At 35.2% G+C, this 22,131-nt stretch carries 19 protein-coding genes; 12 read left to right on the top strand and 7 right to left on the bottom strand.

Going from position 1 to position 22,131, the window contains the following annotated elements:
* Positions 1–122 precede the first annotated feature (122 nt).
* The 3 genes from K8344_RS08485 (at position 123) to K8344_RS08475 (ending at position 4,435) form a co-directional block, all read left to right on the top strand.
* Positions 123–2,333, top strand: a complete 2,211-nt coding sequence (locus K8344_RS08485) for a carboxy terminal-processing peptidase (protein ID WP_237608302.1) — start codon at positions 123–125, stop codon at positions 2,331–2,333.
* A 102-nt stretch (positions 2,334–2,435) separates the two neighbouring features.
* Positions 2,436–3,539, top strand: a complete 1,104-nt coding sequence (locus tag K8344_RS08480; RefSeq protein ID WP_237608301.1) for an ABC transporter permease — start codon at positions 2,436–2,438, stop codon at positions 3,537–3,539.
* An 80-nt stretch (positions 3,540–3,619) separates the two neighbouring features.
* Positions 3,620–4,435, top strand: coding sequence for a DNA/RNA non-specific endonuclease (locus K8344_RS08475; protein WP_237608300.1), 816 nt, complete (start codon positions 3,620–3,622; stop codon positions 4,433–4,435).
* Between the two features lie 47 nt (positions 4,436–4,482).
* On the opposite strand, the gene rodA is transcribed toward K8344_RS08475, so the two are convergent.
* The 6 genes from rodA to purH form a co-directional block, all read right to left on the bottom strand.
* Positions 4,483–5,739, bottom strand: a complete 1,257-nt coding sequence (gene rodA / locus K8344_RS08470) for a rod shape-determining protein RodA (protein WP_237608299.1) — start codon at positions 5,737–5,739, stop codon at positions 4,483–4,485.
* Positions 5,739–7,607 (bottom strand): penicillin-binding protein 2, encoded by a 1,869-nt coding sequence (gene mrdA / locus K8344_RS08465; protein WP_237608298.1) that lies wholly within the window; start codon positions 7,605–7,607, stop codon positions 5,739–5,741. The genes rodA and mrdA overlap by 1 nt, the downstream gene beginning before the upstream one ends.
* On the bottom strand, positions 7,604–8,113 hold the full coding sequence (locus K8344_RS08460; protein ID WP_237608297.1) for a rod shape-determining protein MreD: 510 nt from the start codon (positions 8,111–8,113) through the stop codon (positions 7,604–7,606). The genes mrdA and K8344_RS08460 overlap by 4 nt, the downstream gene beginning before the upstream one ends.
* Positions 8,103–8,930, bottom strand: a complete 828-nt coding sequence (mreC, locus tag K8344_RS08455) for a rod shape-determining protein MreC (RefSeq protein ID WP_237608296.1) — start codon at positions 8,928–8,930, stop codon at positions 8,103–8,105. Before mreC ends, K8344_RS08460 begins: the two co-directional genes overlap by 11 nt.
* A gap of 89 nt (positions 8,931–9,019) precedes the next feature.
* Positions 9,020–10,048 carry a rod shape-determining protein gene (locus tag K8344_RS08450; protein WP_185098386.1) on the bottom strand — a complete coding sequence of 343 codons (1,029 nt, stop codon included), beginning with the start codon at positions 10,046–10,048 and terminating at the stop codon, positions 9,020–9,022.
* Positions 10,049–10,113: 65 nt separating this feature from the next.
* The gene (purH, locus tag K8344_RS08445; RefSeq protein WP_237608295.1) at positions 10,114–11,646 is read right to left on the bottom strand and encodes a bifunctional phosphoribosylaminoimidazolecarboxamide formyltransferase/IMP cyclohydrolase; all 1,533 of its coding nucleotides are present in this window, start codon (positions 11,644–11,646) and stop codon (positions 10,114–10,116) included.
* A gap of 135 nt (positions 11,647–11,781) precedes the next feature.
* Between purH and K8344_RS08440 the strand changes: the two genes are divergently transcribed.
* A complete protein-coding gene (locus tag K8344_RS08440; RefSeq protein WP_237608294.1) occupies positions 11,782–13,038 on the top strand; it encodes an ABC transporter permease in 1,257 nt (418 codons plus the stop codon).
* Between the two features lie 119 nt (positions 13,039–13,157).
* On the opposite strand, the gene K8344_RS08435 is transcribed toward K8344_RS08440, so the two are convergent.
* Positions 13,158–13,613: a GAF domain-containing protein gene (locus K8344_RS08435; protein ID WP_237608293.1), complete on the bottom strand. Its 456-nt coding sequence runs from the start codon at positions 13,611–13,613 to the stop codon at positions 13,158–13,160.
* Positions 13,614–13,747: 134 nt separating this feature from the next.
* On the opposite strand from K8344_RS08435, the gene xrtF reads away from it, so the two are divergent.
* From xrtF to K8344_RS08395, 8 genes are all read left to right on the top strand, one after another.
* Positions 13,748–14,305: an exosortase family protein XrtF gene (xrtF, locus tag K8344_RS08430; protein ID WP_237608292.1), complete on the top strand. Its 558-nt coding sequence runs from the start codon at positions 13,748–13,750 to the stop codon at positions 14,303–14,305.
* The gene (locus K8344_RS08425) at positions 14,302–14,736 is read left to right on the top strand and encodes an exosortase F system-associated membrane protein (RefSeq protein ID WP_237608291.1); all 435 of its coding nucleotides are present in this window, start codon (positions 14,302–14,304) and stop codon (positions 14,734–14,736) included. The genes xrtF and K8344_RS08425 overlap by 4 nt, the downstream gene beginning before the upstream one ends.
* Before the next feature lie 36 nt (positions 14,737–14,772).
* Positions 14,773–15,324, top strand: a complete 552-nt coding sequence (locus K8344_RS08420; RefSeq protein ID WP_237608290.1) for a DUF3347 domain-containing protein — start codon at positions 14,773–14,775, stop codon at positions 15,322–15,324.
* Positions 15,325–15,390: 66 nt separating this feature from the next.
* The gene (locus K8344_RS08415; RefSeq protein ID WP_237608289.1) at positions 15,391–15,801 is read left to right on the top strand and encodes an HYC_CC_PP family protein; all 411 of its coding nucleotides are present in this window, start codon (positions 15,391–15,393) and stop codon (positions 15,799–15,801) included.
* Between the two features lie 110 nt (positions 15,802–15,911).
* The gene (locus K8344_RS08410) at positions 15,912–18,722 is read left to right on the top strand and encodes a heavy metal translocating P-type ATPase (RefSeq protein WP_237608288.1); all 2,811 of its coding nucleotides are present in this window, start codon (positions 15,912–15,914) and stop codon (positions 18,720–18,722) included.
* A gap of 113 nt (positions 18,723–18,835) precedes the next feature.
* On the top strand, positions 18,836–21,052 hold the full coding sequence (locus K8344_RS08405; RefSeq protein ID WP_420908351.1) for a TonB-dependent receptor: 2,217 nt from the start codon (positions 18,836–18,838) through the stop codon (positions 21,050–21,052).
* An 88-nt stretch (positions 21,053–21,140) separates the two neighbouring features.
* Positions 21,141–21,494 carry a heavy-metal-associated domain-containing protein gene (locus K8344_RS08400; protein WP_237608286.1) on the top strand — a complete coding sequence of 118 codons (354 nt, stop codon included), beginning with the start codon at positions 21,141–21,143 and terminating at the stop codon, positions 21,492–21,494.
* A gap of 92 nt (positions 21,495–21,586) precedes the next feature.
* On the top strand, positions 21,587–21,907 hold the full coding sequence (locus K8344_RS08395) for a four-helix bundle copper-binding protein (protein ID WP_237608285.1): 321 nt from the start codon (positions 21,587–21,589) through the stop codon (positions 21,905–21,907).
* The last annotated feature ends 224 nt before the right edge of the window (positions 21,908–22,131 follow it).

Genomic DNA, 22,131 nt, shown 5'->3' with positions numbered 1-22,131 from the left:
AGAATCCTGGTTTCTCAATCAATAATGGCTGTTTAACAAAATATTAGTAGCAAAATAGTTTAATGGCACGGTTTTTTATATAATTTAGACACTCTTAAATCAACACCCTTATTATGCGGATAATGAAAAAGAATTTTAAAGTTTTATTTTTGGCAGTTTTTGTTTCTGTAGCTTCTTGCAGTTTCACTACTAAAGAATTTGAAAACCCGGATAAAGATAAATTACTACTCGATCTTATAACTTATGTTCTTGAAAAAGGGCACTACGACCCAAAGGCTATCGACGATGCTTTTTCGGCTGATGTTTTTGAAAATTTCATTAAAGGCCTTGATCCTTTAAAACGATACTTTTTAGCTTCAGATATTGAAGAGTTCAGTAAGTACAAAACCGAAATTGACGACCAAATAAAGAATAAAGATTTATCTTTTTTCAATTTAGTATATAATCGCTTCCAAGAACGAATGGAAGATGTAAAGAAAATCTACCCAGAAGTTTTAGACAAGCCTTTCAATTTCGATAAAAAAGAAACTATTAATGTAGATTACGATAATATTGAATATGCAACGTCACCCAAAGCTCTAAAAGCTCGGTGGGAACAGCAGTTAAAGTTTACAACACTTTCTAGTTATTACGACTATGTTGAAGAGCAAAAAACGAAACAAAAAGCCTTAGATAAGTCCGATAACGAGAATAATGCGGAAGGGGAAAATAGTGATGACGAAAATGAAGAAAAATCGAGTAAAACTTCTGAAGCTCCATTCGAGCCAAAATCTATGGCTGAGCTAGAGCAAAAGGCTAGAGAAACAACAAAGACTTCATTAGATGAATATTTCGATTTCACAAAAGATCTTGTGCGTAAGGATTATTTTGCAATTTATTTAAATACTATTGTTGAAGAGTTTGACCCACATAGCAATTATTTTGCACCGCCAGATAAAGATCGCTTCGACCTTCAAATGTCTGGAAAATTAGAAGGAATTGGGGCTAGACTTCAAAAGAAAAATGATTATATAACGGTAATTGAGGTTATAAGTGGAGGACCAGCTTGGAGAAGTGAACAAATTGAAGTTGGTGATGCTATCCTTAAAGTTAAGCAAGAAGGAGAAAATGAATCTGTAAGCATAGTTGGTATGCGTATAGATGATGCTGTAAAGCTAATTAAGGGTCCTAAAGGAACTAACGTTACACTTACTGTAAAAAACGTTGATGGAACTATTTCTGACAAGGTTATTACTCGCGATGTAGTTGAACTTGAAGAAACGTATGCTAAATCTTCATATATAGAAAATAACGGTCGCAAATTTGGACTTATCAATTTGCCTCAGTTTTATTTCGACATGGATAACTATAAAGAGCGCAATGCTGCTTCCGATGTTAAAAAAGAAATTCTTCGCTTAAAAGAACAAGGAATGGAAGGGCTGGTGTTAGACCTTCGAAATAACGGTGGAGGATCACTTAGAACTGCTGTGGATATTGCTGGGTTATTTATTAAGAAAGGACCAATTGTTCAGGTTTCTTCAGCAGGTAAAAAAGAGGTTTTAGAAGATGAAAGTAATGAAATTGTATGGGACGGACCTTTGGTAATTTTGGTAAATGAACTCTCTGCGTCAGCCTCAGAAATTTTAGCTGCTGCCATGCAAGATTATAAAAGAGCTATTGTTATTGGTAGTAAACAGACATACGGAAAAGGTACCGTGCAAAATGTTGTTGATTTAAATCAATGGGTTAGAAATAATGATGTAGGAGACTTAGGAGCAATAAAAATTACATCACAAAAATTCTATCGAGTTAACGGGGGTTCAACACAGTTAGAAGGTGTGAATAGTGATGTTGTTATGCCAGATCGATATAGTTATATCGATATAGGGGAGCGTGATTACCAAAACCCACTACCTTATGATAAAATTGATGCGGCTAAGTATGATATTTGGGATGGTTATATAGGTTTTCAAGAAACCATTGATAACAGTAAGGCTAGAATGGCTAAAAATGAGCAGTTGCAACTAATAGACGAAAATGCGAAATGGATTAAGGATCGCAGAGATGAAAAGGAAGTAAACCTTAACTATAATGATTATACTGCCGAAATTGAAAAACGTAAGGAAATAAGTAAGCGTTTTGATGCAATTGATGAGTATGATAATAAGCTAACTTTTAAATCTTTGCCTTATGAAGTTGAACTGATGAAACAAGATACAACGCTTTCAGAAAAACGTAAGCGATGGCATAAAAACTTAAGTAAAGATATTTATGTTGAAGAAGCTATCCATGTGCTGGAAGATTTAAAACTTAATAATATTAAGGCTAGAAAGGTAGCAGATATTAAAAACTAACACTTTCTAGTTTTTTAAAATAGAATTAGAACCTACAAGATTTCAAAAACCTTGTAGGTTTTTTTATGGTCATTCACCTAAAATTTTCAGTAAATTTGAAACGTGAAAAATTCAACCTCATTAACACAAATAGCGCTTCATAAGTTTAAAAAGAACTTTTGGGGCGTTTTCAGTTTGGGGTTTTTAATGTTTTGTGTTTTAATAGCCATATTCGCCTACGCATTGGCACCGGATAATTCACAAAATGCCAATCAAATGCACTTGTCAATTCATTCTAAAAACCCTGGGTTTTCAGTGCAAATGCTTACAATTCCTGTTGCCTTAGAAGATCAAAACCAAATTTCAGTATTCTTTTTTGGTGAAAAGAATGCGAATACTGAAATTCCTATTTCAGATTATTCGTTGAAGTCTAATGCTATCGAGATAACGGAATATACTCCTGATGGAACTGATGGACTTCAAAAGGAATATTCAATATCACTTTTTCCTGATGTTTCATCGGTGAAGGAAATTCCTAACAAATACATTTCAGAAAAGAAATTCTATCTCGGAACAGATAAATATGGCCGTGATTTGCTTAGTCGAATGTTAATAGGAATTCGAATCTCGCTTGCCATAGGGTTTGTAGCTGTCTTTATTTCCTTAGTTATTGGGATTACAATGGGAGCAATTGCTGGGTATTTTGGAGGGAAAGTAGATACAGCAATTATGTGGGTAATCAATGTTACTTGGTCAATTCCAACCTTATTGTTAGTGATAGCGATCACCCTAGCCCTTGGTAAAGGTTTTTGGCAGGTTTTTATCGCTGTCGGTCTCACAATGTGGGTAGAAGTTGCAAGAGTGGTTAGAGGGCAGGTAATGGGTGTAAAACAGATGCAATACATAACTGCTGCTCGAGCTCTTGGTTATAATGACTTCAGAATTATAGTAAAACATATTTTGCCCAATAGTATGGCGCCCGTTATCATAATTTCGGCGGCCAATTTTGCGGGAGCAATCTTAATAGAAAGTGGCCTTTCATTTTTAGGGATAGGGGCTCAGCCACCAATGCCAAGTTGGGGAGGAATTATAAAAGATCACTACGCATATATTATTCTTGGCAAACCTTATTTAGCTTTAATTCCAGGCCTTGCAATTATGAGTTTGGTTACAGCCTTTATGCTTATCGGAAATGCTTTAAGAGATGCTATGGATGTCCGGAATTAGTGTTTTTGTTTAAACTCATAACTCATAGAATAAGTGCTTCAAACTTTTAAAGATTACAAGTTAATAGTATTTTTGACCTTATGAATCGAAAATACATTTATCCCTTAGTTATTATAATTCTTACCGTTGTATTGTACTATTCAGACGATATCTTTGATGGGAATAATAATATTATTTCAGATACATCAACGCAAATTGTTAGAAGTTCCAAAGAATTTGATGACTCATTTCTTCCAGAATCTACTACTGGAGCTATAGTAAAGCACAATTATTTCACTCTTTCCTATTCCGAAGATCACGAGCAGGCAGAATGGGTTGCCTATGAACTTAGTAAAAGCGATTTGTCTAGAAATGAATTTAAAAGACCTTATTTTGAAATAGACAATAAGGTATCAACAACTTCTGCAGACTGGCGCAATTACAAAAACTCCGGTTATGATCGCGGGCATTTAGTTCCTGCTGCTGATAGAAAAATGTCTTTTGAAGCTTATAATGAAACTTTTTTAACCAGTAATGTTAGTCCTCAGAACCGTGCATTTAATGCTGGAATTTGGAATCGTTTAGAACAAAAGGTTAGATATTGGGCAAATAAACACGACGGAGTTTATGTGGTTTCTGGAGGTGTTTTAAATGGAAACATGGAAACTATTGGTTATGAAAATGTTTCAGTGCCTAATGAGTTTTATAAAATAGTTGTAGATGTTACAGATGGCAATCATAAAGCCATAGCTTTTTTGATCCCCAACGAACCTAGTAGTAAGTCTTTTTACGAATATGTAGTTTCCATAGACGATATTGAAGCTAAAACGGGTATAGATTTCTTTCCTGCTTTGCCTGATTCAATCGAAGATAAAATGGAAAGTATGATTGACTTAAAAGCTTGGGGAAAGAAGTAGCTAAAAAAGTTTTCGGTTAGCAGAAAATCCTAAACTTCGGCTCCGTGTTAGATGTAATAATAGTTGGCTGCATCTAGTTTTATAAATATAAAAAGTAAAATAGTAAATCCCCACAGTCCAGATCCTCCGTAGCTAAAGAAGGGGAGTGGAATACCAACGGTTGGAAATATACCAGTAACCATTCCTATATTTACAAAAAAGTGAAGAAAGATTATTGCTGCTACACTATAGCCGTAAACCCTCCCGAATTGATTTTTCTGTTTTTCAGCTTTGTAAATGATTCTGAGAATGAGGCCAGTAAAAAGGAGGACTACAATCATACTTCCTACAAATCCCCACTCTTCACCAACTGTACTAAAAATGTAGTCGGTATGCTGTTCGGGTACAAAATTCCCTTTCGTCTGTGTGCCTTGTGTCCAGCCTTTTCCTAACCATCCACCATTCGAAATTGCAATTTCACTTTGATTTGTATTGTAGCCTATTCCTCGTGAATCAACTTCTTTACCAAGAACGATGTTAAAACGGTCTCTATGATGTTGTTTAAATACATTGTTGAAGATATAGCTAACTGAAAATGCGAACCCAATACAAGCAACAACAATCATTATATATTTTAAAATATTGGGGCGTTTTTTTCTATTTCTGTAATAAACTACTACAGCAATTAGTATAACCGCTACAGCCGCCCAAACTGCTCCAAACGCAAGTGTCGAAACAAAAATAACAGTAGCAAAAAGTCCTAGTAATAAATAAACCCCGTGTAATCCTTCTCTGTATAGTGGGAAGACAAATGCAGCGTACACCAATACACTTCCAGGGTCTGGTTGTAGAATAATCAGTATAACAGGAAGCGCTAGAATAATAAATGCCCTTATTTGATGCTTTAATTCTTGCATATTGGTTTGAATATCACTTACGTATTTTGCAAGTGCGAGACCAGTAGCTGCTTTTGCAAATTCACTGGGTTGAATGCTGAATCCACCAAAGTCATACCAAGCCGTTGTTCCAGCTATAGTACGGCCGAACACAAAGAGCCCGGCAAGGGAAAGTAAAGAGACTAAATAAATAATACTTGCGTAATTTTCGTAGAATTTTGATTCTATTGCTAATATGAAAATAATAAGTATAAAACTTAATCCTATCCAAATCATTTGTTTGCCGTAAATCTGCTTAAAATCAAAATATCCCTGAGCAGAATCACTGAGCGATGCGGAGTAAATATTAATCCAGCCCATAGAAACTAAGGCGATGAAAATAAAGATCATCAACCAGTCAAATTTCATATATGTTTTAGCTGCAGACATTATCTATTAATTGTAAAAGGTTTCCCGCTATACGGCTTAGCATATTCATCTTCTAAACTACCTTCAAGGATGAATTTCTCCATATCTTTTCTGGTTATTTCACCTTTAATGTATTTTTCAATCATTAAACCAGCAATTCTACCTGCCCAACGAGAACCCCAATATCCATTTTCTACAAATACTGCTAAAGCTATTTTAGGATTATCTTTAGGCGCAAAAGCTACAAAAATTGAGTGGTCGGTAAGTTGTACACGTTTTCCATCGATTCTGGTAAAATTTTCGGCTGTACCTGTTTTACCACATATCTCAATTCCTGGTATTCTAAGATAAGATGCAGTTCCAGATTCGTAAACTTGAAACATACCTTCAACCACAGGTTCAAAATGCTTAGGATCGATGGTTGTATGGTGCTTTTCTTTGAATTTTTGTGGAATGGTATCGGTTCCAACTATGTTTTTAATTACGTGTGGCGTAAAATACCATCCTCGGTTTGCAATGGCAGCTGTAAAGTTTGCCATTTGAATTGGTGTTAGGTTAATTTCACCTTGACCAATAGAATTTGAAATGGTAGCAGTTGAAAACCATCTGTATTTTGGGAAATTATAAAAGCGATTATAAAATTTTGAATCTGGAATAAGTCCTCTCCTTCCACTTGGAAGGTCGTATCCTAAGAAGTTACCAAGTCCAAAACTCGTTAAATGTTCTTTCCATTTATCGGTACCTTCTTGAATAGTAGAATAATTGTCAACAGATCTGCGGTATAGTGTTGCAAAATAGGTGTTACACGATTTTGCAATACCATAAACCATACTTGTGGCGCCGTGAGCCCCGTGACATTTCATCAAGCGTCTTCCATTGTAATAGTATCCTCCAGGACAGTTTATTCGGTCGTCTTCTGTAGTTACATTTTCTTGTAGTGCAATAAGTGCGGTTAATGCCTTAAAGGGAGACCCTGGTGGATATTCACCCATTAATCCTCTATCGTACAAAGGCTTTGAAATAGTATCATACCAAAGTTTCGTAAAGTTTTTCGATCTGTCCCTTCCTACCAATAGCGATGGATCGTAACTTGGCGCGGTAACTAGAGCAAGTATTTCACCACTACTTGGTTCAATAGCAACAATACCACCTCTTTTGTTAACCATTAACCTTTCACCATACTCCTGAAGTACTGCATCTATAGTAAGTTGTATGTCCTTACCTCTTTCTGGAATTGTGTCGAATATTCCGTCTTTATAAGGTCCAATGTCTCTGTTAAAGCGATCTCTTTGTATGTATTTTACCCCTTTTACACCGCGTAAAACTTCCTCATATTCTTTCTCAACACCAGCAGTTCCAATTAGTTCCCCCATTTGGTAATAGGGATTCTTTTTGATAATTGCGTTGTTTACTTCAGCAATATATCCTAGAACGTTAGCAGAGTGGTTTACTTGGTAGTCGCGAAGTGAACGACGCTGAATGTAAAAACCTTCATACTTGTACATTTTTTCTGAAAGTGAAGCGTAATCGGCCTTGTTTAGTTGTGGGACCACTACTGAAGGTAACCTCGGAGAGTAAATTTCAGCCTTACGTAACACTTCTTTAAAATCTTCCGTAGAAATCTTTAAGAGTTTACAGAACTCCAAAGTGTCTAATGGCTTCACATCTCTAGGGATAACCATAACATCATACGATGGTTGATTGGAAACTAAGAGGTTGTCATTACGATCAAATATATACCCGCGTTGCGGATAATCATACATTACTTTAATAGCGCTATTTTGCTCAAGAGATTCTGGAGAAGAATCTAAAACTTGTAGATAAAAAAGTCTAGCCGTGAAAAGCACACCACTTAATAAAACTAATGCTATAAGTACAAACTTTCTCATTTCGATTTTCTATTGAACAAAATCATAGTACACATTGTCAAGACTATTGTAAATATTCCTGAAAATAACGTAGATTTTAATAGCAATGGTATATGTTTAAAACTAAATATTTCTAGTGAAAACATAACAAAATGATGCATTAGAACTAAAGAAGTGATATAAGTAATTTTTTCAGTTGTATCTGCTTTTTTAATTTTTACAGATTTGTATTCATAGCTTACACCAAATGAATACTTTAAAACAATGGGACGAATGTATGCGATAAACGCCGATGCAGCTGCGTGAACACCACCTGAATCTTCAAAAATATCGATAGAAAGACCTAATAGAAAGCTTAAAAAAATTAGTAAACTTTTATTACCATCAAGAGGGAATAGTAGTATAAAATAGATATAAAGAAATGGATTTATGTAACCGCCTAAATTAATATTATTAAGCAGTAGCACTTGTATAAAAACAAGCGCTATAAACCGTACTATATTAATTAATATATCGTTACTCTGCATCTTCCACTCCTTTTTCTAACTCATTAATCTCTATGGCATCATTATTTTTGATTAAAAATACGTGCTCAAGACTAGTCATATCATTAAATAAATCGATGTTTACGTAATAATAATTATCGTCATTGTCTAGGTGAAAATCCTTCACGGTTCCAATTAGTACACCTTCGGGGAAAATAGTTGATCGCCCTCCTGTGATAATTGTATCTCCCTTTTCAATATCTGCAATTCTTGGTATATCAATTAACTGGGCTATGTTTGGATTTTTGGTATTCCAAATAAGTGATCCAAAATGGCTAGATTTTTTCAATTTAGCGTTAATTCTACTTTTAGTGTTTAAAATAGATTGAACCGTTGAATAGTTGTTTGATACATCGCTTACAATTCCTACAATTCCTTTTGAAGAAATCACGCCATAATCTCTTTTTATACTATCGCTTCTACCTTTATCTAAGGTAAGTTGGTTTTTAGTTTTCGAATAGTTATTGTTGATTACTCGTGCAGAATAATACTCAAATTTGTTAAGGATATTCCCGCTATCTAAAGTAGGAGCTAAGTTCAATTCCTTGTATTGACTTAGTTTTTTGCGGAGCATTAAATTCTCCTGTAGTAAATCTTCGTTTTCCTTAGCTAGAGTAAAGTAATCTGTAATATTATTTCTCACTGTATAAATTCCACCTGTTACAACGTTTGCGGAACTTATAAATTTATTGTTGTGGTAATTGTGAGATTGAATTGTTAAAGCAATGGCAATAATAAACAATACAGCAAATAACAGGAAGTTTTTATTCCGTATAAAGAAAAATATTATTTGCTGCATTGCTTAATAGGATTAAAATATTCTGCTTTCTAATGGTAGCAACGCCATAAACAGTATGCTATTGTTTTTGATTAATCGCTTTTAGGAAATTATTTTATAAGAACGCTTTTGTATTTGCTAAGATTCTTCAAACATATTCCTGTTCCACGAACTACTGCGCGTAAAGGATCTTCCGCGATATAAACTGGTAAATCAGTTTTTTGTGAAAGTCTTTTATCTAATCCGCGTAGCATCGAACCACCCCCTGCAAGGTAAATTCCTGTGTTGTAAATGTCGGCAGCAAGTTCTGGTGGAGTTTGTGATAATGTCTCCATTACAGCATCTTCTATACGGAGAATAGACTTATCTAATGCTTTTGCAATTTCTCTATATGAAGTTTGTACTTGTTTTGGCTTTCCAGTTAATAAATCACGTCCTTGAACGTCCATTTCGTCTGGTGGAAGCTCAAGATCTTCAGTTGCAGCTCCAATTTGAATTTTTATCTTTTCAGCAGTACGTTCACCTACATAAAGGTTGTGCTGAGTTCGCATATAATATACGATATCGTTGGTAAATACGTCACCAGCAATTTTAACAGATTTGTCGCAAACAATACCACCAAGAGCAATAACAGCAATTTCTGTAGTACCACCTCCTATATCCACAACCATGTTCCCTTTTGGTTGCATGATATCAACACCAATACCAATTGCTGCAGCCATAGGTTCGTGAATCAAATAAACCTCTTTTCCGTTTACTCTTTCGGCACTTTCTTTTACCGCACGCATTTCTACTTCAGTAATACCACTTGGAATACAAACAACCATACGCAATGAAGGCTTTATCCATTTCTTTTTAAGAGCAGGAATATCACTGATAAACATGTTTATCATCTTTTCACTCGCGTCAAAATCTGCAATTACACCATCTTTTAACGGGCGAATAGTCTTGATGTTTTCGTGAGTTTTCCCCTGCATCATAGCGGCTTCACGACCTACCGCAATTATTTTTCCAGTAGTACGATCGCGGGCTACTATAGATGGCGCATCCACAACTACTTTATCATTATGAATTATCAGTGTGTTTGCAGTACCAAGGTCAATGGCTATTTCTTCAGTTAGGAAGTCAAAAAATCCCATAGTTTTTAATTAGCGGTGTTGAATATTAAGCTGTTGTAATTTATATTAACAAAAGTAATGATTTTTTAATGCTTAAAATGACGTGTTCCGGTAAATACCATTGCCATATTATGCTCGTTGCAATAATCAATACTTAATTGATCTTTAATAGAACCTCCAGGCTGAATTACTGCTGTAATTCCTGCATTGTCTGCAATCTCCACACAATCAGGGAAAGGGAAAAATGCGTCACTTGCCATTACTGCTCCTTCAAGTTCAAAATTAAACGACTTTGCTTTGTCAATTGCTTGTCTAAGTGCATCTACACGGCTCGTTTGTCCGGTTCCACTAGCGCAAAGTTGTTTTCCTTTTGCTAAGACAATTGTATTACTCTTAGTGTGCTTGCATATTTTAGAAGCAAACAACAAGTCTTCTAACTCAGATGAACTAGGTTTATTGTTAGTTGAATGTGTTAAAATATCAGCAGTATCGGTAATATTATCTTTATCTTGAACTAAAACTCCATTCAAACAAGTTCTTACAGTTTTTGAAGGTAGTTCAATTTCCTTTTGAATTAATAGAATTCTATTCTTTTTTCCTTCTAAAATTTCTTGAGCCTGTTTTGAGTAAGAAGGTGCAATTACTACTTCACAAAAGAGACTGTGAATTTCATGAGCCGTAGCTTCGTCAATTTCAACATTACTGATTAAAATTCCTCCGAAAGCTGAAACAGGATCACCTGCCAATGCATCTAAATATGCTTCTTTTACAGTGTCACGTTGTGCAATTCCACAAGCGTTGTTATGCTTAAGAATAGCAAAAGTTGGTGCTTCGCCTTTAAATTCGTTCATTAGGTTTACTGCGGCATCAACATCTAGAAGATTGTTGTAGCTCAATTCCTTACCGTGAAGTTTAGTAAACATTTCGTCAAAATCTCCGAAGAAGAATCCTTTTTGGTGTGGGTTTTCGCCGTAACGTAACTCCTGACCCTTAGCTTCACTTATCTTAAACGCTGGTAAGTTTTCTTCTGAATTGAAATAATTAAAAATAGCGGTGTCGTAATTAGAAGAAACATTAAATGATTTTGCAGCGAAACGCTTGCGATCTTTAAGTGAAATTTCCCCGTCATTTGCTGATATCAATTCTAAAAACTCAGCGTAATCATCAACTGAAGATACACAAATGGTGTCTTTAAAGTTTTTAGCTGCGGCACGAATTAACGAAATACCACCTATGTCAATTTTTTCAATAATATCCTCTTCTGACGCTCCAGAAGCAACAGTTTTCTCAAAAGGGTATAAATCGACAATTACAGCATCCAACTGTGGAATGTTGAATTTTTCCATTTCCGCAACGTCACTCTCGTTATCTTGTCGGTTTAAAATTCCTCCAAAAACTTTTGGGTGTAATGTTTTTACACGACCTCCCAGAATTGATGGGTAATCGGTTATGTTTTCAACGGCAATTACATCGATGCCTACATCGTTTATAAATTGTTCGGTGCCTCCTGTTGAGTAAATTTTTACATTTTGCTCATGCAATTTTTTTACGATAGGAGCTAGTCCTTCTTTGCTAAAAACGGAGATTAAAGCTGACTTGATTTTCTTGGAATTGTTCATTGCTAAAAATTAAGGTGCAAAAGTACATAATTGAATAGTAAATTTGTAACATATACAATGAGAAAACGTCTTACATTTAATAAATTTATCAACCAGCACGAAAACGAAATCGTCAATCGCTAATTTAAAATCTTAATGCTAATATATCTTCGCGTTTTAAAGGAAAGTTTCAACTTCGCACTAAATGCACTTCGGAACAATAAATTGCGGACTTTTTTGTCTTTAGTAGGAGTAACTATTGGAATTTTTTCAATTATAGCTGTACTTGCAGCAGTAGATTCTTTAAAACGGGAGATAGAAGGGAGTATGAGCGGACTAGATAATAGTACAATTATCATAATGCGTTTTAGTTTTGGGCCTACCGAAATCCCACGTTGGAAATGGCAACAGTTTCCAGATGTTACTTACGACGAATTTCAATACATCGAACGAAATACTCCAAATTTAGAAGCTGCCTCTTTCACATTAGGCGTGCCAAATGAAAGCATAAAATCTGAAAGCAATAAAGTAGATAATGTGCCCATTGGTGCAGTTACAGAAAGCTATTACGACATTGAAGCACTTAAACTTGGCCAAGGAAGGTTTTTTAATGCAGCAGAATCTAATAGCGGCTCTATGGTTGTGGTTGTTGGAGACGAAATTGCGAATCAACTTTTTGGAGATGCTGCTAATGCCATTGGAAAAGAAGTGAGAATTTATGGACGAAGATTTAATGTAATTGGGGTTTTAGAAAAAGAAGGCGCTGGACTATTCGGTAATTCAAAAGATACCTCTGTTTGGATTCCAGTAAATATTGTTAGACGAATATTTGGAGATAATAACAAAAATACCTTCCCTCAGATTGTTGTAAAACCTGAAAAAGGAGTTGACAATGCCGAGTTTATCGCAATGCTAACCCAACAACTCCGATTAAAACGAGGTTTAAAACCAGATGAGGTTAGCACATTTTTTATCAATCAACTTCAAGGCTTTGCCGATTTAATAGACAATATTACAGGAAGTATGAATCTCATTGGTTTGATAATTAGTGGTTTTTCATTATTGGTTGGAGGCTTTGGAATTGCAAACATTATGTTTGTAAGTGTAAAAGAACGAACCAATTTAATTGGAATTCAAAAATCATTAGGAGCTAAAAATAAATTTATATTATTCCAATTTTTATTTGAGGCTGTAATCTTAGCTGTAATTGGCGGTTTAATAGGATTGTTCTTAGTGTTTATAGTTTCAATCTTGGCATCGCAATTTACAGGCGATTTTGAATTTGTGCTTTCGCCACGGAATATGCTTATCGGCACCGCTATAAGTGCAGCTATAGGTTTAATATCTGGAATACTTCCTGCAATTTCAGCGTCGAGATTAGATCCTGTTGAAGCAATTAGAACAGGAATGTAATGCATTGCGATTTGCAGAAACATTACAATATAAATAAAATTCCAAAGGCATTTTATTATGTCTTTGGAACTTGTTAGTTATTAGTAGATTCAGCTCTAGAATTTACTCAGTGGTTGCTGCTAAAGTATCTTAGCTACCTCTTCGTTCACCCATTCTAGAAATTTCGTGTCTGCTTCAGTAAATGGATTTGCAGTATTAGAGTCGATGTCTATTTGACCAATGTTTTTACCTTCTTTAAAAAGTGGAATTACAATTTCAGCTTTTACGGTAATGCTACACGCTATATAATTGTCTTGTGCTTTTACGTCTGGTACTACAAAATTTTGGTTGCTAACGGCTACTTGTCCGCAAATCCCTTTTCCGAAAGGAATAACAGTATGATCTGTTGGTTCGCCTGCAAATGCTTTTAGGTGAAGTGTTTTTTCAGCTTCATTTGCAAAATAAAACCCAACCCAATCGTAATAGTTGACAGTCGTTTGCAGTAATTCGCAAACTTGATTTAGGCGTTCGTTTGTACTCACAGCATCATTGGCTAGAATCGTATTTATTTTTGGTTTTAACTTTGAAAAAGGCATAGTTTTATGGTATCTAAAATATTTAGGCAAAAGTATTTTAAATCGTTCACTAAGCCCCAAGAACAAATAATGTATTTTTGTTAAAGTTGAATAAATAACAAACTGTAACCTGTCAACTATCTAAAAACTAATCGGTGAAAGAACTCTTGTTGAAATACAAATCAGTGCTGCGCTTTGTAGGTCTTTTTATCGGTACGTATTTGTTGCTAGGCTTTCTGTATTCCGTTTATTTGAATTTGTCTAAAAACGGTCCTTTTTTTCCTGATTATATCACACACCTAGTTGCGAAGCAGAGCAATGCTGTGTTGAATACCTTTGGCTATGCTGCATTTTTAAATCCAGCGCAAACTGTAGAGGGGATGTTGTTGACAATAGATGGGAGATACACCGTAAATATTGTAGAAGGTTGTAACTCGGTTAGTGTAATTATACTTTTTGTAGCCTTTATTATTGCATTTGCAGAAAAATTCAAGAAAACTATTCTTTACATCTTTGCAGGCGCAGTGTTAATTTACGTAATAAATATTATTCGAATAGCTATTTTAACTGTAGCACTTTATAAATTTCCTGAGTATGAAAACGTGCTTCACGCCGTAGTTTTTCCAGTAATAATATATGCTTTTGTATTCATGCTGTGGATGATATGGGTGCGAATGCTAAAGGTGAATCCGGAAACAAATCTTGTAAAGTGAGTAAATTTATAAGAATATTATTAGCCTTAACGCTCACTATTATATTAGTGTTGGTTCGCGCTTTTGAAGACACTCTTTTTTACGATCCTCTATTGAATTTTTTTAAATCCGATTATAAAACAGCGCCTCTTCCTGATATGGATGTGTATTTGATGTATGGGAATACAGCATTTCGATTTATTCTAAATTCTGTTGTTTCACTTGGAATTATATCGTTACTATTTAAAAATAGGGAAGTGATTAAAATTTCATTGTTTCTTTATGCAATACTTTTCGTGGTCCTAATGATTGCATTCAGTTTAATAATTTACACTTCAGACGGAACATCGAGTCATTTTGTACTTTTCTATGTACGTCGTTTTTTAATTCAACCGTTATTTCTTTTAATATTACTTCCTGCCTTTTATTTTCATAAGTACAATTCAAATTGAAATCAATATATTTGTAACTTAAATTTAAAATTCATTATGAAAAAGTTATCTTTTGTTGTTTTAGCGTTTACAGCTATTGCATTTACATCTTGTAAGGACAATGACAAAAAGGTGGAAGAACCTGAAGTAGTCACTGTTGATAATACTGCTTCTAAAAAAGAAGTTTATGAAATTTCAGAAAGAGAAGCTGAATTCAACGACCCCAAGGTAGAGGCTATTTTCGATCAGTATATTGAAGTTCAAGAAGCTTTAGTGAATACTGATGCTGAAAAAACAGCTACAGAATCTTCTAAGCTTGAAGTTCTTATTAAAGAAGTAGAAGTAAATGAAGCTACTCAATCGGCAGTTGCTGCTATGGCTGCATCAGAGGATGTTAATGTACAACGTGAGCATTTTGAAACTCTTACTGCAGGGATTGAAGGTATGCTTGAAGGAGCCTTAGCATCTGGTACACTTTACAAACAATATTGCCCAATGGCTTTTAATAATAAAGGTGCTGCTTGGATTAGCAGTGGTAAAAATATTCTAAACCCTTATTTCGGTGATAAGATGCTGAAATGTGGTAGGGTTGATTCAGAAATTAACTAATTACAAAAAAGCCTTCCGAATATTTCGGAAGGCTTTTTTTTGTATTTTTGCGCTATAATGAAAAAAGTGATATCCATATTCTTGTCCATACTGATGCTCGCTAGCAGTTCAGGGATAGCTTATGCTCAACATTTTTGTGGGGGTATGGAAATCACCTCTAAGGTTACATTAGCCAAAAAACAGCTTTCCTGCGAAATGGATGCAGAGCCTTCCGACGCTAATTGCGAGATGAAAAACTTAGCTTCTGAAGCGCCAGATTGTTGTGATGACCATATAACTAAAATACAAACCGACGAAAATTTTACAAAGGCATCTTTTGATGTTAAGTTGAACAAAACTTTTGTCGCAACATTCGTATCGGTATTTGTTCTTCAAGAAGTTGATATAACTTCTTTTCAAAAAATCTTCTATGCGGAATACAATCCGCCACCTCTCGAACGGGATTTAAATATTCTCTACGAGACCTTCTTGATTTGATTACTTAAATCTATTTGTACTTATATTTCATTAACTTGAAGTGTAGGTTTTGCTGTATAAAAATTTTAATACAGTAATTCACTAAACTATAGATTTAAAATCAAATAACAATGACACATAAATATACTATAGACGGAATGACCTGTAATGGGTGTAGAAGTCACGTGGAAAATATACTCAATAATGTTGATGGTGTTTCTGAGGCATCTGTAAACCTTGAAAAAGGGGAAGCAGTAATTGAAATGGAGCGGCATATTGAACTTAAAGTTTTTGAAAATGCTTTGGAATCAGATGGAGGTAGATACAAGATTTCCTCTCATAAAAAAACTGAGAAAAAGGTTTCGCATGAGGATGATAAACAGGCGCAAGAACACACTTTAAGTGGTTCTCAGGTTTATTATTGCCCTATGCACTGCGAAGGTGATAAAACATATGATAAACCGGGTGATTGCCCTGTTTGTGGTATGCATTTAGTAGCTCAGCCAAGTAACACAACTGCTGTTAAAGAGAGTTATCAAATTCACGGGATGACTTGCGATGGTTGTAGAACTCACGTAGAGCAGATTTTAAACAAAATTGAAGGAGTCGAGAGAGCGTCGGTAAACTTAGAAAAAGGAGAAGCTGTAATTGAAATGAAAAATCAGATTCCTTTAAAAGTTTTTGAAAAGGCTTTCGAGGCCGACGGAGGGAGTTATAGTATTGCTGTAAAAGGCGATACAGAGGCCGCTGCTAGACACCAAGCGCGAAAGGAAGAGAGAATAGCAAACCAAAGTAACTCAGGAACTTTTTATTGCCCGATGCACTGCGAAGGTGACAAAACCTATGATAAGCCTGGCGATTGCCCAGTTTGCGGAATGGATTTAGTGCCTATGGCAAGTAATTCTGCAGATGAAGCAGCAGACGACAGTGGTTATAAACTACTGCTAAAAAAGTTCTGGATAGCCGTTGCTTTCACAATTCCAATATTTATTATCGCAATGTCTGAAATGATTCCTGACAATCCGTTGTATGAATGGATGCCGATGAAATATTGGAATTGGATTCAATTCGTTTTGTCTATTCCGGTAGTGTTTTATGCTACTTGGATGTTTTTTGAACGCGCCTATAGGTCCATAAAAACGTGGAACTTAAATATGTTTACCTTAATTGGAATTGGTGCTGGTGTCGCTTGGATTTTCAGTGTTTTTGGAATGTTGTTTCCAGAATTTTTCCCTTCTCAATTTAAAACTGAATCGGGAAGTGTTCACGTTTATTTCGAATCGGCTGCTGTAATTCTTACTTTGGTGCTAATGGGGCAGGTGCTAGAAGCACGAGCTCATAACCGTACAAACTCTGCAGTAAAAGAATTACTAAAACTCGCGCCTAATAAGGCTGTAAGAGTTGTAGATGGTGTAGAAGAAACAATTTCGATAGATGATATTCAACTAGGAGATAAACTTCGTGTAAAACCTGGTGAGAAAATTCCTGTAGATGGTAGTATAATTGAAGGCGAAAGCTCGATAGACGAATCGATGATAACCGGAGAACCTGTGCCTGTAACTAAAACAGTTGGTGACCAAGTAAGCTCGGGAACTATTAATGGAAAGCAGACCTTTGTTATGAAAGCTGAAAAAATTGGTAGCGATACTTTACTTTCTCAGATTATCGATATGGTGAATAAAGCTAGTATGAGTCGCGCTCCAATTCAAAAGTTAGCAGATAAAATATCGGGCTGGTTTGTGCCGATAGTGGTTATTGTGGCTATCATCACTTTTGTGGTGTGGGCATTAATAGGTCCAGAACCTTCTTATGTGTATGCGTTAGTAAATGCTATCGCAGTTTTAATTATCGCATGTCCGTGTGCATTAGGACTTGCTACGCCAATGTCGGTTATGGTAGGTGTTGGGAAAGGAGCTCAAAATGGAGTGCTGATTAAAAATGCCGAATCTCTTGAAGCACTCAATAAAATTGATGTGTTAATCATAGATAAAACAGGGACAATTACAGAAGGAAAACCTTCGGTGGAAAAAGTGGGTTCGTCTGAAAATTATTCTGAAGATGAGGTGCTTCAATATATAGTTTCACTCAATCAGAATAGTGAGCATCCGCTTGCTGATGCCACTGTTAAATATGGAAAAGAGAAAAAAGTAAACACAGAAGCAAGTGGCTTTAAAACTACAGACTTTAATTCAGTTACAGGTAAAGGGGTTACCGGAATTATCAATGGTAAAAAGGTGGCACTTGGTAATGAAAAGATGATGGAAGAAGCTGGTGCGAAAATTGCTAATTCTCTTCAAGCTAATATTTCAGAAGAACAGAAAAAAGGTAAAACTGTTCCTATGCTTTCTGTGGAAGGTAATGTAGTAGGTTATGTTGTTATTTCTGATAAAATAAAGGCAACCAGTAAAAAAGCTATTGCTGATCTTCAAGAAAAAGGAATTGAGGTTATTATGCTCACTGGCGATAATCAGGATACGGCGCAGGCGGTTGCTTCGGAATTAAATCTAAAAGATTTTAAGGCAGAAATGCTACCTCAAGATAAGCTTAAAGCAGTAGAGGAGCTACAAGCTAAAGGTGAAAAGGTTGCAATGGCAGGTGACGGAATTAACGATGCTCCTGCCTTGGCTCAAAGCGATGTGGGGATTGCGATGGGAACGGGAACTGATGTAGCTATAGAAAGCGCCGGAGTTACTTTGGTTAAAGGTGATTTACACGGAATTGTAAAAGCGTTTCAACTAAGTGAAAAGGTGATGAGAAACATTAAGCAAAATCTATTTTTTGCAATGATTTACAACACCTTAGGTGTTCCAGTTGCCGCAGGAGTGCTATTCCCAGTTTTTGGAATCCTGTTGTCTCCTATGATTGCGGCTTTAGCAATGAGTTTTAGTTCGGTGTCAGTTATTACAAATGCACTGAGGTTACGTGCTGCTAAAATTGATTAAATAAAATAATAAAATTAAAGCATAGGACGAATATCAAACTGTGAAGTAGGCTTATGCTTTAAGTGTAAAACAAATACTTATAAAATTATATGAAAAGCTATAAATTAATATTAATGGCCCTTTTGCTTCCGCTTTCAATTTATTCACAGGAAAAATTAAAAGGCGTAATTGTTGAAAATATCAATAATGATGATGTGCCAGTGGCAGGGGCAAATGTGTACTGGTTAAATACTTCCGTTGGTACGGTAACAGATTTTGATGGAAATTTTGAAATTGATTACAAGCCAGAATACAAAAAAATGGTAGTGAGTTTTGTAGGGTATAAAACCGATACAATTACGGTTAACTCATCCAATAGGATTAGACATACTCTTACTTCTAAAGCTAATTTAGATGAGGTTACCATTACAGCGCGTAAAAAGGCTAGTTCGCGTTCTTTTTTAGAGTCTCAAAACATTATTAATGTCAGCAGCGCCGAACTGCTAAAGGCAGCCTGTTGCAATCTTGCGGAAAGCTTCGAAACAAATCCTTCTATAGATGTAAATTTTGCAGATGCTATTTCCGGAACAAAACAAATTAAAATGCTTGGGCTTACAAGTCCATATATTTTAATTACCACCGAAAACGTACCCAGTATCCGAGGGGCTTCTCAAGCTTATGGATTGAGTTTTATTCCTGGGACTTGGGTGGAAAGTATACAGATTACTAAAGGTTCTGGAAGTGTGGTAAATGGTTACGAAAGTATCGCAGGGCAAATTAATGCTGAACTTCAAAAGCCGTTAACAGATGATAAGCTTTTTGTAAATGCCTATGGCTCTGGAAATGGAAGATTTGAGTTGAATACCCATTTAAATACACAAGTAACCAATAGATGGAGTACGGGGTTATATATTCATGGTAATATGCGTGATTATGAATTTGATAAAAACAACGACTCCTTTATAGATGCTCCATTAATGCAGCAAGTAAACGTTATGAATCGCTGGCAATATACCGATCAGGAAAATGGATATTTGGGCTTTTTTAACGTGAGGTATTTAAATGATTCAAAGCAAACAGGTCAAGTAGCCTTTGATCCTGAAAATGATCGTGGAACAACAAATGCTTGGGGAAGCGAAATTAAGACACAGCGATTTGATGTTTCAGGGAAATTTGGGTTTGTTAATCCTGATATACCCTGGCGTACAGGTGGAATACAAATAGCATATAGCCATCACGACCAAGAATCTTATTTTGGGTTAAACGATTACAATATTCAACACAACAGTTTGTATTCGCAATTAACGTATAACTCAATTATAAGTGATTCTAGGCATAAAATTAAAACTGGACTTAGCGGAACTTATGATAGTTACGAAGAGTTGGTTTTAACCGAAAACTACAGTCGAATTGAAAATTCAGTAGGTGCATTTTTTGAATACAATTTTGATAATTCTAGCAACTTAAGTTATAGCCTTGGGATAAGAGGGGATGTTCATAACAGGCTCGGCGCCTTTATTACGCCTCGTTTTCACTTGCGCTATACGCCTTGGGACAAATCTGCTATTCGTGTTTCTGCGGGAAGGGGAAAACGTAGTGCTAATATATTCACAGAAAACCAAAGTCTTTTCGCTACCTCACGTAGTTTAAATGTCTTAGGCAATTCTGGTAAAATATATGGACTAGACCCTGAAATTGCTTGGAATTATGGAATCTCGTATATGCAAGGGTTTAATTTGTTTGATAGAAGAGGGGATATAACAGTTGATTTTTTCAGAACAGATTTTGAAAATCAAATAGTGGTTGATTGGGAAAATCCTACAGAAATTAATTTTTATAATTTAGATGAGGAGAGTTATTCCAACAATTTTCAAGCAGAGTTTAACTATAATATGTTCGAACGCTTTGATATGCGTTTAGCCTATAAATATTACGATGTAGAAACTACTTATTTAAGTGGGAAGAAACAGAATCCGTTAACGCCAAATCACAGGTTTTTCACAAATGTTTCTTACGAGACTAAACTAAATACAAAAGGGGGTAATTGGAAGTTTGATGCAACTTACAACTATATAGGAGAACAACGTTTTGCATCGTCTGCAACCTATTTAAATACCATAGGACTTTCAGAATTTTCTTCAAGCTTATCAACAGTAAATGCGCAGATAACTAAGGTTTTTTCAAACAGCTTTGAATTGTATATAGGAGGTGAAAACTTGACTAATGTTAAACAAGAAAATCCAATTATAGGAAGCGACAATCCGTTCGGAGCAGAGTTTGATACAACCTATGTTTATGGCCCAATTTTTGGAAGTTCGTATTACGCAGGTTTGAGGTATAGACTTAACTAATTTCTTACTCTTATTTTATAGAATAGAAATTATTTGAAATATTAACGTTAAATATAAACAGTTTACTAATTATTAAATTTTAAAAATTATGCAAAAAGTACTTTTAACTCTAGGAGTTATGTTTATAGCGGCAACAGGTTTTGCCCAGAACAAAAATGCAAAAGCCACTATTGAAGTAGATGGAGTTTGCGGCATGTGTAAAGAACGTATTGAAAAAGCTTCAATTCAGGCTAAAGGTGTTAAAATGGCTACTTGGGATGTGGCTACACATCAGCTGAGTTTAATTTACAATGAAAAGAAAACCGATTTAACCACCATTCAACAAAGCATTGCCGATAGTGGGCACGATACACAAGACATCACAGCTACCGATGAAGCTTATGAAGGTTTAATGGGATGCTGCAAGTATCGCGATCCAAAAGTTGTAGACGACCATAAATAGTGTTTGACAAAATTTTACTTTAATTTATTATTTCTTTAATATAATAGGGTTTGTTGAATTAGTAAATTGTAATTCATTAAAAATCAATTACTATGAAAAATCAAAAATTAATTCACGCCTTGGGCAATTGTATCAATCATTGTAATTATTGTGCAGATGCCTGTTTAGATGAAGACAATGTAAAAATGATGGTAGACTGCATCCGTTTGGATAGAGTTTGCGCTGAAGTTTGTAGTACATTAAACCAATTGTTAGCAATGAATTTTACCGACGTAGATGATTTGGTAAAATATTGTGCAAAAATTTGCGATATGTGTGCAGATGAGTGTTCAAAACACGATACACAACATTGTAAAGATTGTGCAGAAGCTTGTAGAAAATGCGCAGAAGAATGCAGAGCATTTTTGTCATAAATTTAAATTGAATACCTGGTTTATTAAATTTATGTGTGATGTATGATAATTTGGTCTGCTTAAAAGTTTAAAAAACACATGCCATACTTATCGTATTTAGCTAAAGGTATCATGTAAATTCAATAAGTACTATATATTAAGGTATAAAAATCTAAAAATCCACTTCATGAAATTGAAGTGGATTTTAATTTTAAGTGGGGAAGGTGCGCAAATATATTCGCCCT

Origin of the sequence: Aequorivita xiaoshiensis, assembly GCF_022008395.1 — a bacterium.
Classification (GTDB): Bacteria; Bacteroidota; Bacteroidia; order Flavobacteriales; family Flavobacteriaceae; genus Aequorivita; species Aequorivita xiaoshiensis.
This window is presented reverse-complemented; position numbering and strand designations above follow the sequence as displayed.

Excerpts from the sequence above, each read along its gene's own strand:
- K8344_RS08420 (WP_237608290.1), top strand. The coding sequence starts at position 14,773 with ATGAAAAAGTTATCTTTTGTTGTTTTAGCGTTTACAGCTATTGCATTT.
- mrdA (WP_237608298.1), bottom strand. The coding sequence starts at position 7,607 with ATGAGAAAGTTTGTACTTATAGCATTAGTTTTATTAAGTGGTGTGCTT.
- K8344_RS08405 (WP_420908351.1), top strand. The coding sequence starts at position 18,836 with ATGGCCCTTTTGCTTCCGCTTTCAATTTATTCACAGGAAAAATTAAAA.
- K8344_RS08435 (WP_237608293.1), bottom strand. The coding sequence starts at position 13,613 with ATGCCTTTTTCAAAGTTAAAACCAAAAATAAATACGATTCTAGCCAAT.
- K8344_RS08460 (WP_237608297.1), bottom strand. The coding sequence starts at position 8,113 with ATGCAGAGTAACGATATATTAATTAATATAGTACGGTTTATAGCGCTT.
- K8344_RS08450 (WP_185098386.1), bottom strand. The coding sequence starts at position 10,048 with ATGGGATTTTTTGACTTCCTAACTGAAGAAATAGCCATTGACCTTGGT.
- purH (WP_237608295.1), bottom strand. The coding sequence starts at position 11,646 with ATGAACAATTCCAAGAAAATCAAGTCAGCTTTAATCTCCGTTTTTAGC.
- rodA (WP_237608299.1), bottom strand. The coding sequence starts at position 5,739 with ATGTCTGCAGCTAAAACATATATGAAATTTGACTGGTTGATGATCTTT.
- K8344_RS08475 (WP_237608300.1), top strand. The coding sequence starts at position 3,620 with ATGAATCGAAAATACATTTATCCCTTAGTTATTATAATTCTTACCGTT.
- K8344_RS08400 (WP_237608286.1), top strand. The coding sequence starts at position 21,141 with ATGCAAAAAGTACTTTTAACTCTAGGAGTTATGTTTATAGCGGCAACA.
- mreC (WP_237608296.1), bottom strand. The coding sequence starts at position 8,930 with ATGCAGCAAATAATATTTTTCTTTATACGGAATAAAAACTTCCTGTTA.
- K8344_RS08440 (WP_237608294.1), top strand. The coding sequence starts at position 11,782 with ATGCTAATATATCTTCGCGTTTTAAAGGAAAGTTTCAACTTCGCACTA.
- K8344_RS08395 (WP_237608285.1), top strand. The coding sequence starts at position 21,587 with ATGAAAAATCAAAAATTAATTCACGCCTTGGGCAATTGTATCAATCAT.
- K8344_RS08410 (WP_237608288.1), top strand. The coding sequence starts at position 15,912 with ATGACACATAAATATACTATAGACGGAATGACCTGTAATGGGTGTAGA.
- K8344_RS08485 (WP_237608302.1), top strand. The coding sequence starts at position 123 with ATGAAAAAGAATTTTAAAGTTTTATTTTTGGCAGTTTTTGTTTCTGTA.